Origin of the sequence: Streptomyces sp. Isolate_45, assembly GCF_024721315.2 — a bacterium.
Taxonomy (GTDB): Bacteria; Actinomycetota; Actinomycetes; order Streptomycetales; family Streptomycetaceae; genus Streptomyces.
In genome coordinates this window covers 97,341-109,862 of sequence record NZ_JANFAK020000005.1, presented here as the reverse complement: position 1 = coordinate 109,862, position 12,522 = coordinate 97,341, and the positions used below count along the sequence as shown (strand labels likewise).

At 70.7% G+C, this 12,522-nt stretch carries 13 protein-coding genes; 5 read left to right on the top strand and 8 right to left on the bottom strand.

What is annotated here, in order from left to right; genetic code table 11:
* The coding region (locus NOD94_RS03485) for a MerR family transcriptional regulator (protein ID WP_281204193.1) at nucleotides 1–303 on the top strand (303 nt) is incomplete at its 5' end.
* A 355-nt stretch (nucleotides 304–658) separates the two neighbouring features.
* Here NOD94_RS03485 and NOD94_RS03480 read toward each other — a convergent pair.
* The 7 genes from NOD94_RS03480 to NOD94_RS03450 all read right to left on the bottom strand — a co-directional run bounded on the left by NOD94_RS03480 (nucleotide 659) and on the right by NOD94_RS03450 (nucleotide 7,393).
* A complete protein-coding gene (locus NOD94_RS03480; protein ID WP_281204192.1) occupies nucleotides 659–1,531 on the bottom strand; it encodes an alpha/beta hydrolase in 873 nt (290 codons plus the stop codon).
* Nucleotides 1,532–1,558: 27 nt separating this feature from the next.
* Nucleotides 1,559–2,389 (bottom strand): alpha/beta hydrolase, encoded by an 831-nt coding sequence (locus NOD94_RS03475; RefSeq protein WP_281204191.1) that lies wholly within the window; start codon nucleotides 2,387–2,389, stop codon nucleotides 1,559–1,561.
* 70 nt (nucleotides 2,390–2,459) lie between these two features.
* Nucleotides 2,460–2,984, bottom strand: a complete 525-nt coding sequence (locus NOD94_RS03470) for a DoxX family protein (RefSeq protein WP_281204190.1) — start codon at nucleotides 2,982–2,984, stop codon at nucleotides 2,460–2,462.
* A gap of 15 nt (nucleotides 2,985–2,999) precedes the next feature.
* Entirely contained in the window at nucleotides 3,000–3,674 is a 675-nt protein-coding gene (locus NOD94_RS03465) for a hydrolase (protein WP_281204189.1), read from the bottom strand.
* Nucleotides 3,675–3,747: 73 nt separating this feature from the next.
* Nucleotides 3,748–5,646: an amidohydrolase gene (locus NOD94_RS03460; RefSeq protein ID WP_281204199.1), complete on the bottom strand. Its 1,899-nt coding sequence runs from the start codon at nucleotides 5,644–5,646 to the stop codon at nucleotides 3,748–3,750.
* A gap of 57 nt (nucleotides 5,647–5,703) precedes the next feature.
* The gene (locus NOD94_RS03455; protein ID WP_281204188.1) at nucleotides 5,704–6,366 is read right to left on the bottom strand and encodes a GPR1/FUN34/YaaH family transporter; all 663 of its coding nucleotides are present in this window, start codon (nucleotides 6,364–6,366) and stop codon (nucleotides 5,704–5,706) included.
* A gap of 58 nt (nucleotides 6,367–6,424) precedes the next feature.
* Complete coding sequence (locus tag NOD94_RS03450) at nucleotides 6,425–7,393, bottom strand: alpha/beta hydrolase (RefSeq protein ID WP_281204187.1); 969 nt, start codon at nucleotides 7,391–7,393, stop codon at nucleotides 6,425–6,427.
* 244 nt (nucleotides 7,394–7,637) lie between these two features.
* Between NOD94_RS03450 and NOD94_RS03445 the strand changes: the two genes are divergently transcribed.
* Nucleotides 7,638–8,627 carry a helix-turn-helix domain-containing protein gene (locus tag NOD94_RS03445; RefSeq protein WP_281204186.1) on the top strand — a complete coding sequence of 330 codons (990 nt, stop codon included), beginning with the start codon at nucleotides 7,638–7,640 and terminating at the stop codon, nucleotides 8,625–8,627.
* Nucleotides 8,628–8,642: 15 nt separating this feature from the next.
* On the opposite strand, the gene NOD94_RS03440 is transcribed toward NOD94_RS03445, so the two are convergent.
* Nucleotides 8,643–9,608 carry a helix-turn-helix domain-containing protein gene (locus NOD94_RS03440; RefSeq protein ID WP_281204185.1) on the bottom strand — a complete coding sequence of 322 codons (966 nt, stop codon included), beginning with the start codon at nucleotides 9,606–9,608 and terminating at the stop codon, nucleotides 8,643–8,645.
* Nucleotides 9,609–9,897: 289 nt separating this feature from the next.
* Here NOD94_RS03440 and NOD94_RS03435 point away from each other — a divergent pair, with 289 nt between their 5' ends.
* The 3 genes from NOD94_RS03435 (at nucleotide 9,898) to NOD94_RS03425 (ending at nucleotide 12,097) form a co-directional block, all read left to right on the top strand.
* Nucleotides 9,898–9,981 carry an ATP-binding protein gene (locus tag NOD94_RS03435; protein ID WP_281204198.1) on the top strand — a complete coding sequence of 28 codons (84 nt, stop codon included), beginning with the start codon at nucleotides 9,898–9,900 and terminating at the stop codon, nucleotides 9,979–9,981.
* A 338-nt stretch (nucleotides 9,982–10,319) separates the two neighbouring features.
* On the top strand, nucleotides 10,320–11,159 hold the full coding sequence (locus tag NOD94_RS03430) for an arylamine N-acetyltransferase (RefSeq protein ID WP_281204184.1): 840 nt from the start codon (nucleotides 10,320–10,322) through the stop codon (nucleotides 11,157–11,159).
* 137 nt (nucleotides 11,160–11,296) lie between these two features.
* Nucleotides 11,297–12,097 carry a maleylpyruvate isomerase family mycothiol-dependent enzyme gene (locus NOD94_RS03425; RefSeq protein WP_281204183.1) on the top strand — a complete coding sequence of 267 codons (801 nt, stop codon included), beginning with the start codon at nucleotides 11,297–11,299 and terminating at the stop codon, nucleotides 12,095–12,097.
* Nucleotides 12,098–12,522 lie beyond the last annotated feature (425 nt).

The window sequence follows — 12,522 nt, the reverse complement described above, 5'->3', positions numbered from 1 at the left end:
GACTACCCCGCCTACACCATGGGCCGGGCCGCCGAAATGCTCGGCACCACCCAGGGCTTCCTCCGCGCCATCGGCGAAGCGCGCCTCATCACCCCGCTGCGCTCCGCGGGCGGACACCGCCGCTACTCCCGCTACCAACTGCGCATCGCCGCCCGAGCCCGCGAGCTCGTCGACCAGGGCACGCCCGTCGAGGCGGCCTGCCGGATCGTGGTCCTGGAGGACCAGCTCGAGGAAGCGCAGCGCATGAACGCCGCATACCGGCGCGCCGCCGCCGAGGCGTCCGCGGGGCGGGCCACGGCTTGAGGCCGCCATCGTCGGCGGACCTGCGCTGCGCCCCTGCGCTGGACCCTGCGTGCATGATCTGAGAGAGATCGTGAACGCGATCCTCTACGTCACCACCGAGCGGGTTCTTCGTCTCCTGGTGGTACAGCAGTTGCACCTACGCAGACCAGGGCAAAGGGCAGCTGTTAGGGCTCCATGGAGCAGGCTGGTCCGGAAATGGTCCGGATCTTGGTTGGCGGGGCGAGGTTGCCTCGTCGGTCCGTGACCGGGCCCGAACCGATGGTTGTTGGCGGAGGGGCCTCGCGCCGACGCAAGGCGAACCGCCCCGGCGCGGCTCCGGGGCGGCTGGACGTGGTCGGTCCCCTTCCGCGCTGCGCTATGAAGCCGGGTCGGCGAACCGGCGGACGAAGGTGAGGGCGGTGTCGGCGACCTCGCGCCAGCCGTGGTCGATGGTCAGGGAGTGGCCGCGGCCGGGAAGCTCGGTGATCTCCGTGAGCGCGTGCGCGTTGTGGGCCTGCTTCTTGTAGGAGGCGTTGGCGATGGCCCACGGGACGGTGTGGTCCTTCTCCCCGGAGACGATGAGCAGCGGTCCGCGGCCGGCGGAGGTGGTGTCGACCTTGGCCTCGGTCCACGGGTTGACGTTCGCCGCGGCCGCCTGGAAGAGGGGTTCTCCCGGGGCGGGGACGGCGAAGGTGTCGTACAGCGCGCGGGCTTCTTCCTCGCCGACCGCGTTGGCGAAGGAGTAGCGGAACTGCTCGTACGTCAGGGGTACCGCCCGGTGGTAGTTGGCCGGGTTGCCGAGGACCGCGCTCGCGGCCCGCAGCGAGGACAGGGGCAGCGGCAGCACACCGCGGAACGGCGCCGGATCGATGGCGACGGAGGCTCGGGAGAGGCCGCGCCCGGCGGTGATCTGGGTGATCAGGCCGCCGAAGGAATGACCGATGACCACGGGCTTGCGGTCGAGTTTGCCGATGAGGTCGCAGAAGTGGTCGGCGACCTGGCCGACGCTCTTGCCGGCGAAGACCTCGGGGTGGGCGTTCGCCTCCTCGACGGTCTCCGGGTCGTCGGGCCAGCCGGGAGTGACGGGCGCGAAGCCGGCTTCCTCGAAGACCGCGGCCCAGCGGTCCCAGCTGGTGGGCAGCAGCCACAGGCCGTGGATGAAGACGACGGGGATGCGGCCGCTGGCGTTGGCCGCCTCCACCCGGGCGAGGTCACGTGCGTAGGACGGGGTGGTTCCGGGCGATGACATGGGTGGCTCCTCAGAGGTGGCGGGGCATCAGGCGGCGATGGTCCGGGCGGCGGACCGGATCAGCGCGACGACGGCGTCGGGCCTGCTGTACATCGGCAGGTGGGAGGACGGCACCTCGACCGTCCGGGACCGGGCCCGGGAGGCCTGGAACCGCTGGAGCTGAGGGACGATGCCGCGGTCCCGGCTGGAGATCAGGGTCCACGACGGCAGGGTGTGCCACGCCGCGCTGCTCACCCGATCGGTGAACGCGGATCCGCTAAGAGGGCGTTGGCCCGCGGCCAGGACCTCAGTGGTGTGACGTGGAACGTCCTGGGCGAAGACGTCGAGGTACCGATCGGGCCGGATGTAGAGGTCGACGCCGGTGGTGCCGTCGGGTCCCGGTACGGGTACGGGGTCGAGGGAGGCTTCGAGCCGGGAGCCGGGGAACCGTGCGGCGAGCTCGCCGAGGACCTCGCCGGCGTCGGGGATGAACGCCGAGATGTAGACCAGAGCCTTGACGGTGGGAGCGGTTGCGGCGGCCTGGGTGATGACCGCCCCGCCGTAGGAGTGGCCGACCAGGACGACGGGGCCGGGGACGGCCGCGAGCCGGGCGGCCACCTGGGCGGCGTCGTGGGTGAGGCCGCGCAGCGGATTGGCCACGGCGATCACCGGGTGGCCGTACTGCTGGAGCCGTTCGGTGACGGGGTTCCAGCTGGAGGCGTCGGCGAATGCGCCGTGGACCAGGACCACGGTCGGCCTCCCGGCCGGTCCCCGCCCGGCGCCGGGTCCAGCGGCGGAGGCCGCGGCCGGAGGCGCCGCGGCGATGGTCAGCGTTGCCGCGGCGCCGGCGGCGGTCTTCAGGGTGTGGCGTCGGCTCATGGGGCGGCCGGTCATCCTTGGGGGTCCTTCCGGGTGCGGGGCGAAGGCGAGATGTATCGGGTTGCTGCGGTCACGGGGAACTCGCCGGAGCCGGGAGTGCGGGTACGGCCGGTTCGTGCAGAAGGGCGCGTACGGCAAGGCCGCCGGCCACCCCGACCGCCAGCGCGGCCGCGGCCGACCAGCCGGGCCAGTGCGGTAGGGCGAGTGCGTGGTCGACGGAGAAGCGGCCCGGGCCGGTAAGGGCGAGGGCGGTGGCGATGCCGATGAGGACGAGGGGGTACTCGTAGCCGTCGTGCTGTACCCACAAGCCGTGGGGCCACTTGACGGTGAGCGCGACGGTCATCACGCCGATCGCCCCGGCGGCGCCGACCGGAGTGAGGGCTCCGGCGGTCAGCAGCAGGCCGGAGCCGATCTGGCCGGCCCCCGCGGCGAGGGCGGTGAGCGCCCCGCCGCGGAAGCCGTCGTGCCGGAACTCCTCGGTGCCGCCCGCCAGTCCGCTGCCGCCCAGCAGGAAGCTGACCTTCTGCACTCCGTGCGCGGCGATCAGCAGGCCCGCGAGGAGGCGCAGGAGGAGCAGTCCGGTGTCGGTTTCCATGGTCAAGAGGTCCGGTCAGCCGGCGGCGTGCGGGTCGATCATGGAGTGGGCGTAGACGACACCCAGGCCGTACGCGCCGCCGTGCTCCTTGACCACATCGGTGGTGGCGACGTACGTCTCGGTGCGCGCCCAGTCGCGCTGGAGCTCCAGGAGCACCTGCAGCCAAGTGACGGGCACGGCGCCGGCGGCGGTCATCCGCTGCATGGCGTGCTCGTGGGCGGCCGGAGTGACGCCGGCGGAGGCGTCGGCGACGACGTACACCTCGTACCCCTGGTTGAGGGCGGAGAGGGCGGGCAGGACGAGGCAGACCTCGGTCCACAGACCGCAGAGCACCATCTTGTGGCGGCCGGTGGCCTTGACCGCCTCGACCAGGGCCTCGTCCTCCCACGCGTTCATGGAGGTCCGGTCGACGATGTCGTGCTTGGGGAAGACCTCGCGCAGCTGCGGCAGGATCGGTCCGGAGAAGGACTCGGCGGCCACGGTGGACAGGACGACGGGGACATCGAAGGCCCGGGCGGCCTTGGCCAGGCCAACGGTGGCGTTGATGACGGCGACGCGGTCGGTGCTGGCGGCGCCGAAGAACATCTGCGGCTGGTGGTCGACGAACAGCATCATCGCGTTGTCAGGGGTGAGTAGATCCCGGCTGGGCGCGGCGGTGACGGCGTCGAGGTCGAAGTTGAAGTCGGACATGAGGAGTTCCTCTCGTAGATCAGCGGTTGTGTGAGTGGGAAGGGGAAGCAACGGGGCCGGGCCTTCCGGCGGGTCAGAGGCCGAAGCATGGTTCGAAGACGGCGGGCGTCTCCTGTGGGGCGAAGCCGCGCGCCACCCTCCACCGGAGGTGCTGCTCGGAGGAGGCGACCGCCTCGGCCAGCAGATCGGCCTGGCGGGCGCCGGTCACCGAGGGCGGCGGCGTGGCCTGGTAGCCGCCGAAGTGCGCGACGGGACTCCACGTCGGGCTGACCGGTGGGACGGCCTCGTCGAGGCCCTCGTACTCGCCGGCGGCGTACACGATCCGGCCGCCGGCCACGGTCAGCAGGGACTCGATGTGCGGGATGTCATCGGCCGCCACGGCGAAGTAGTCGTGCGACAGGACGGCGAAATCCGCGAACCGCCCTTCGCCGAGGATGCCCTTGTCCTCGTCCTCCCCGGTGAGCCGTGCCCCGCCGAGGGTGTACAGCTCCAGGGCATGCTCACGGGAGATCAGTTGGTCGGCCGGGCGGAGGGCCGCCCCGCCGATGGTGCGCCCGGTGACCAGCCAGTGGAGGGCCACCCACGGGTTGTACGAGGAGACGCGTGTTGCGTCGGTGCCCGCTGCGACGGGCAGACCCTGGCGCAGCATGGCGGTGACGGGCGGGGCGAGCGCGGCGGCTTCGGCCCCGTAGCGTTGGGCGAAGGCGGTGCCCTGGAAGGACATCCGGTTCTGCACGCTGATCCCGCCGCCCAGCGCCGCGATCCGCTCCAGGTTCCGGGCGGATACTGTCTCGGCGTGGTCGAACAGCCAGTTGTTGCCCGCCGGGAAGAGTCCATCAGCAGCCAGTTTCTCGAAGACGCCGAGGTCTCGGCCGATGGTTTCGTCGTACGTCGCGTGGAGCCGAAAACCCCAGCCGTTCTCCATCAACAGCCGGACCGCCTTCTCGAATTCGGCCTCGTAGGAGCCGAGTTCCGGGCGAGGCTCGGAGAAGTTCTCGAAGTCGGCGGCCGCCCAGGTGAGGTTCTCGCCGGCACCGTTCAGCCGTAGCCAGGCGTCGCCGTCCCCCGGCCGGACGGTCGTGGTCCAGCGTTCGAGATCCGCCAGTTCCTGGCCCGCGCTCTGGGGGAACAGGTGGTAGCCGATGCGGACGCTGAGCTCGCCGGCGCGGGCCAGTTCGGTGACGGTGGCGTAGTTCTCGGGGAAGCTCTGGAATCCGCCGGCCGCGTCCACGGCCGAGGTCAGGCCGAACCGGTTCAGCTCGCGCAGGAAGTGCCGGGTGGAGACCATCTTGTCGGCTTCGTTCAGCGTGGGGGCCCGCGCGAGGGTGGAGTAGAGGATCAGTGCGCTGGGGGCGGCCAGCAGCAGGCCGTTGGGGTCGCCGTTCCGGTCCCGGACGATCTGTCCGCCCCTCGGATCGGGGGTGTCGCGGGTGAATCCGGCGGCCTGTACGGCGGCCCGGTTGAGGATCGCGGACTGGTACAGGTGCAGGACGAACACCGGGGTGTCGGGCGCGGCGGCGGTGAGTTCGGCCGCGGTCGGCATCCGGCGTTCGGCGAACTGTTCGGCGGTCCAGCCGCCGACCACCCGGATCCACTGGCCCTTGGGGGTGCGGCCGGCCTGCTCGCGCAGCATGGCCAGGGCTTGGCGCAGGCTGCGTACGCCGTCCCAGCGCAGCTCCAGGACGTAGTTCAGGCCGCCCCGGATGACGTGCAGGTGGGAGTCGTTGAGCCCCGGGACCACCCGTCGGCCGAGGGCGTCCACCACCCGGGTGGCCGGTCCCACCAGGCCGGCGACGTCACCGTCGTCGCCCAGGGCCGTGATCCGGCCGTCGTGTACGGCGAGTGCCGTCGCGGTGGGTCGGGAGGAATCCTGCGTGTGGATGCGCGCATTGCGCAGAACGAGGTCGGCGGCTCGGCCGTCACCCGGACGCCCGGCCGGTCCGGGCACGGCGGTGATGCCACCGACGGGCATGCTGCTGCTCACGGTGCTCGCTTTCGAAGGGGAGGTGGAAGTGGGGCAGGGCCAGGGTCAGAGGGTGCGGCGTACGCCGGCCTGCCGCTCCAGGTTGCGCAACTGGACCGTCAGGTCACCCTCGACGGCGTGGTGCGCGGGGCCACTGCGGCCGATGGGCAGGACGGGTTCGCCGCGCATGTCCTCCAGCATCAGGGCGAAGGCCGTGTACAGGGCGACGGCCGCCAGCACGAGCCCGAGGGTCCCGGAGACGGTGCCCAGCCAGTCCACGCCGGTGAGGTTGGCGAGCGCTGCCACGGCGAATCGGGGGACCGCCGTGCACAGCACCAGCCACAGGGCCCGTTTGGGGGTCGCGACGGATGCCATCAGCACGGCGAAGAGGGCGAAGACGGCGTTGAGGACGCCCAGCACCCGGGTGCCGCCCGGCGCGTCCACGAACAGGGTCAGGGAGCTCACCAGCCACAGGCCGGAGAAGCAGGCCATGAGCGTCGCCGCCAGCACATCGCGGGCGCCGAACGCAAGGTAGCTCACCAGCAGTTGCAGGACGAAGGCCGGCAGGATGGCGAGGCCGACGGCGCGGTGCGAGGTTTCCTCGAAGAGCCCGATCTGGAAGCAGCCGACGATCACCGAGGCGATGGCCACGGAATAGAAGCCGAGCGGCATGGGCGAGGCGATGGGCCGCAGGTTGATGCGCGTCATCCCGCGCAGGTCGGGCTCCATGTATCGGCCCCCGCCCGTCGGGCCGCGCCCGGGGGGCACCTCCGGCGCCGGTTCGGGTTCAGTCATCGGCCAGCGCCCGCGCCAGGACGCGGACGGCGAGTTCGATCGCGGACGCCGCAGCGTTCGTCCCGCGCAGCGCGTCGAGCATGACGAAGTCGTGGATGATGCCTTGGTAGCGCACGGCGGTGACGGGCACGCCCGCGGCCCGCAGCTTGTTCGCGTACGCCTCGCCCTCGTCCCGCAGGACGTCCGCCTCCGCGGTGATCACCAGGGCCGGCGGCAGACCGGTCAGCTGCTCGGTGGTGGCGCGCAGCGGGGAGGCGGTGATCTCCGCCCTCTGGGCCTCGTCCGTCGTGTACTGGTCCCAGAACCACCGCATCCCGTCGCGGCGCAGGAAGTACCCCTCCGAGAACTGGTGGTAGGAGCCGGTGTCGAAGGCGGCGTCGGTGACGGGGTAGAAGAGGACCTGTCGGCGCAGGGCGAGCCCGCCGCGTTCCTTGGCCATCAGCGTCAGCGCCGCGGCCATGTTCCCGCCGACCGAGTCACCGGCCACCGCGATGCGGGCGCCGTCCAGACCGTGGCCTGCGCCGTCCGTGACGACCCAGCGGGCCACCGTCCAGTTCTGCTCGATGGCGACGGGGTAGCGGTGCTCGGGCGACAGCTCGTACTCGGGGAAGACGACGGCGGCCCGGGCGCCGACGGCCAGTTCCCGGACGAGGCGGTCGTGGGTGTGTGCGTTGCCGAACACCCATCCAGCGCCGTGGATGTAGAGCACGACCGGCAGGTCGTGGCTCACCCCGGCCGGTCGGACGATCCGGGCCTTGACCTCGCCGGTGGGGCCACCCGGGACGGACACCCACTCCTCGTCCACGTCGGGCTTGGCGATCCCGCCCGACTGCACATCGTTGACGGCTTTGCGGCCCTCGGCCGGGGGGATCTGGAATAGGAACGGTGGTTTTCCGGTCGCCTTCGCGAAGTCGGCGGCGGCCGGCTCCAGCACCGGCGTGACAGGGGTGTGGTCGGTCATGGATCGGACCTCTCATCGGAGCAAGGGGGTACGCCCCACGCCGTATCGAGCTGCGGCGCAGTCCGAAGCTAGACGGGTGGGAGAGCGCGCAGTCGCCTGTCCACGCAGGAGAGTTGCCCTTCGGTGCAGGGCTCCGACAGGGGCGCCAGAGAACAGGGACGAGCACGTACGGGCAAGCCGGCGGGGGGCGCCCCCAGGAGGATGGACACCGCCGGATTCCGAGACTGTGATGGAGGGGTAGTTCGTGCTGCTGCTGGACCTGGAGGACTTCGCGCCGCGCGAGAGGGTGGACGCGTTCCACCACGCGATGACGGACACCTCCGTGCCGAACCACATCGTTCACGAGGAGCCCGAGACGGGGATGCGTGCCCGGATCGAGGGATGGCGGGTGGGCGGGCTGGACCTCTTCGACATTCGGTGCTCGGGGTTCGAGGTCCGGCGGACGGCCAGGCACGTGCGCGGGCACCGGGACCGTCCGGTGGTATCGGTCTCGCTCCAGACCAGGGGTGTCCACCGAGCCGAGCAGGCGGGCGGGCGGTTCACCCTGGGACCGGAGGACATCTGTGTCTTCCACGAGCTCGCGCCGCGCACCTACGGCTGGTCCGGATACGGGGCCTCACAGGCCATCACCGTGGACATGGACCACCTCGGGGTAACCGTCGACACCGTGGTACGGGCCTCCGCACGGCTGCGGGCCAGCCCCCTGCACGACCTGCTCCTGGGGCATCTGCGAGCGTTCTGGCGGGATCCGGGCCGGCTGGAAGGGGACCCGGGCGCCGCCGCCCTCGCGAACGCCACCACCGAGCTCCTTCGAGCCCTCCTGACCTCGGCGGCGCACGACGAGCGTGACCAGCAGGTCAGAGCTGTCATGGACAGTTCCCTGGTGGCCCGGATCATGGCCTACGCGCGCCGCCACCTCACCGATCCCGACCTCGGCCCGGAGCGCATCGCCGTGGAACACGCGATATCCAAGAGGCAGTTGTACGTGGTGCTCGGTCGCGCCGGCATCCGCCTCGAGCAGTGGCTCATCGGCGAGCGGCTGGAGGCGGCGTGTCGCCTCCTGGCTTCGCCCCGCCACGCCGCACTGCCCGTATCCGCCGTGGCGAGCCGTTGCGGCTTTACGAGCCCCAGTCATTTCACCCGGCGCTTCCGTGCGGCGTACGGGGTCACCCCGAGCGAGTGGCGGCGACACCGGCTCCGTCCCACCGTCCTGATCGGCCGCGAGGGCACCTGAGGGTATGGGGCCGGGTCACCGAGCTGCGACGTGCAGGGCCCGCCAATCGCTCGGCGTGAGGCCGTAGGCCTGCTTGAAAGTACGGCTGAAGTGGGCGGCGTTCGGGAAGCCCCAGCGCCAGGCGATGGCCGAGATCGGTCGGTGGCGCGCGGTGGGCGCCGCGAGTTCGTCGCGGCAGCGTTCCAGGCGCTGCGTCCGGATCCAGTCGCCCAGGCGGACGCCATTGCGCGAGAGGGTGTTGTACAGACAGCGAGGCGAGATGTGGTGATGGGCGGCGATGCGCGCCGCCGTCAGGTCGTGGTCGCCCAAGTGGGCGCGGACGTAGTCCAGAACGCGCAGGTGCAGGGTGTCGTGCAGAGGTTCGGAGGCACTGCGTTGCTCGCCGAGCCGGGTCGTGACGAGGGCGCGCAACAGCTCGATGCCAGGCCGACCCGCCCCGTCCAGGCTGTACTCGGAGGAGGACGCGGGGCGGGCCTGGTGACGGGCGATGCGCCGCAGACAGGTGGCGGTGAGGTCGGCCAGCGGGTCCCGACGACTGAGACGGACTGCGGTAGCACGGGCCAACATGGCTGGAGGAAGAGCGAGTTCAGCATGTGGAATGCGGAAGAAGTGCTGGTGGATACCGTCCCTGTTGAGCAGGGTGTAGGGGCGCGTGGTGTCGTAGAGCGCCAGGTCTCCGGGCTCCAGGACGGCCTCCCGGCCGTCTTGGACGACCATGCTGCTACCGGTGACCTGCAGCCCGACGAACACGCTCGGCTCCAGGTCGTCGCGGGCGAGGGAGGGAGTGCGACGGATGGTCGTGGCGTTGGCACGCACCGAGCAGACCTTCAGCGGTCCGACAGCGCTGATCGCACCCACTGTGCGGATCAGCCGGGGGTCCGGCTGGTGAGTGATCTCCACCCGTACCACGCTGTTCCAGATGGCCTCACGGATCGCCTCGGCCCGCTCCGCGGGCGCCATGATCGCGCTGTCGATCATCATCAGTCGGTATTCCTCCCCACTCTGGCGCCGCTCAGCGGACTGGCTCGAGATGAAGTCAAGCGGGTGACGGCACCAGTGACAAGGCGCGGTCCGGGCATGAGCCCGCCCCCGGCCGGCCGCAGCGCTCTGCGTCGTCGCGGGGCCGAGAGGCGGGCGCGGCTGTTCAGGCTCCGCTGTTGGCGATGGACAGGTAGCGGCGGACGTTGTCGATTCCGTAGTAGTCGGAGACCCCGGGGAGGTAAGGCGCGGTGTCGGGAAGTTCATCTCGGGCCGATACGAACACGCCTCCGTGATCGTCACCAGCAACAAGCCCTTCGGTCGTTGGGGAGAGGTCTTCGGCGATGACACCATCGCCGCCGCGATGAGCTTATGACCCGCCGCCTGGGCCGGCCGCGCCCGGCGTGAGCGTGAACTGCCCCGGCGCCGACTCGGCCCGCCAGCTACATCGCTACCCCGGCTCCGGCCCACACCGGCTAGCCGCGTGAACGCGTCTCGCCCCGGCCGGATCGGCCGCGATCGTTATCCAGGGTGTCAAGTCAAAGCAGCAGGTGAGAGCAAGCGTGTAGATGTAGGCAAGTGAGGCATGTTGTGGCCTACTCGCTGCCGTCTGCCACAAGATTGTCAGTCGCTTCTGTCACGGGAAAAATGTCAGCGGGGAGCGTCGTCGTCCTGCGACTATTCTGATCAACCGTTCGGACGGTGAGGGGGGTCATGATTGACATCGATGGGTATCTGGCCGTGCTAGGGGTGGAGCGGCCGGCCGCCCCGACCGCCGATACGTTGTGGGAACTGCACCGGGCGCAGGTGGAACGGGTCGCCTACGAGACCCTCGACAACCAACTGGGCCGACTGACGGGCATCAGCGCCGCGGAGTCCGTGGCCCGGATCTTGCGCGGGCGCGGCGGCTACTGTTTCCACCTCAACGGGGCCTTCGCCGCACTGCTGACGGCGCTCGGCTACGACGTGGCCCTGCACCGGGCCGGGATACAGGATGAGGTCGAGGACCCCGAGGGCCCCGGTGGTGACCATCTCGCGCTCACTGTGCTGCTGGACGGCGAGCGGTGGCTCGTCGATACCGGGCTCGCCGGCGGCATGTACGAGCCGTTGCCCCTGCGTGAAGGCAGCTATACCCAGGGGCCGTTCACCTACGCGATGACTCCGTCGGCGGTGGTGCCGGGCGGCTGGCGGTTCACCCACGATCCCCGCGGCGCGTTCACGGCGATGGTCTTCACGCCGGAGCCCGTGGAGCTGTCCTCCTTCGCCGCGAAGCACGTCCACCTGTCCGCCTCCCCCGAGTCCGGCTTCGTGCGGGTCCTCCAGGCCCAGCTGCGCGACGCCAAGGGCGTGGACATGCTGCGGGGCTGTGTGCTGCATCGGATCGACGCCGCAGGCACAGACCTGCGGACCATTGACTCGGCCGACGACTGGTATGAGGTCCTGGCCGACGTGTTCCACCTGAAGCTGACCGATGTCGACGCTGCCGCTCGGGCGGAGCTGTGGCACCGTGTCCGCACCGCGCATCAGGAGTGGGAGGCCGCAGGACAGCAGTGAGCGGTGCCCTGCGTGCAGGCAGCCCGCCCCGTACACAACTCACACCCATGTATGTTCGCGAACCGCATCGGGTGCAGTGCCTTGTCGGCGATGAAAATCGCTGTTCGGTTGTTGGATCATGGTGATAGACATCCGGAGTGGAAAAGAATCTTGAGTTCCCTGTCCTGCTGCGACTGATCGATGAACGGTCGGCCGCCTTCCGCGCCGTGGTCGCCGCCGCGCCCAGTCTCGATGTGCAGGTGCCGACCTGCCCCGGGTGGACGCTGTTCGATCTGGTGAAGCACCTGGGTGGGGGAGACCGTTTCTGGGCCGCCATCGTCGGCGCGGGGCCTGCCGACGCTCCCCCGGCCGAGGCCGTCGCCGCGCGCGCCGCGCTGGAAGTGCCGCGGGAGCGTGAGGCCCTGCTGGCGTGGCTGGACGCGTCGACGCAGCTTCTGCTGGGCGCCCTGCGCGCGGCGGGACCGGAGGGCGGTTGCTGGACGTGGTGGCCCGCGTCGCAGTCACCGCAGACCGCCGGCGGCACCGCCCGGCACCGGGTCCAGGAGACCGCGGTGCACACCTACGACGCCCAGCTCGCCGGGGGCGCCCCGCAGCCGCTGCCGGTCGAGCCGGCACTCGACGGTGTGGAGGAGTTCCTGTTCACCGTCTGCGCAACGCCGAGTGCCTGGCCGCACAAGCCCACGGCCTTCGACTTCCACGCCGCCGAGGGCCGCTCCTGGCGCCTCACCGTCGACGGCGACGGCGCACGCACCACCTGCATCCCCGCGCCCACCGCCGCGACCGGCGAGGACGTGGACGCAGCCGGCGCCTCCGTCCACGGCACGGCCAGTGAGCTGGTCCTCTACCTGTACGACCGGATCCAGGCCGACTCCTTGCACGTTGACGGAGACGCAGGGCTGCTCGACCTGCTCCGAGCCTGGGAGCCGGAGGAGAAGTAGGACGTAGGGGGAAGCGGTTGGCCGCGCCTCGAGCCGGTAGGACACGACTCTTCGCCAGGTTCGTCAGTCGCGGCACCGGACTCAAACCCGCGAGGCGGCCTCGGGGCGTCACCAAGCCGACCGTCCACCTGGATGGCAGTGCGAATTCGTCCGTCCCAGCGATCACGAGAAGCGACGCGACTGCGTCGTCCTGATCTCGTCGAGAAGTCAGTCGATCGGGTGACTGCGGCGGCTGCCGTGCATGAGAGCAGGGTCTCTTGGAAGCTCGAAGGGTGTCGAAGCCAACGTGCTTTCCAGGAGGCCCTGTTGTCGCATTGCTACGGCAACGCGGGAGTGGGGTCCACTTCAGCCACTCTCGCGTGTGACTGTCTGGCTCACAGGTTCGGGAACGCCAGAGACCACGGGGCGCGCGAGCGTCGGTATCC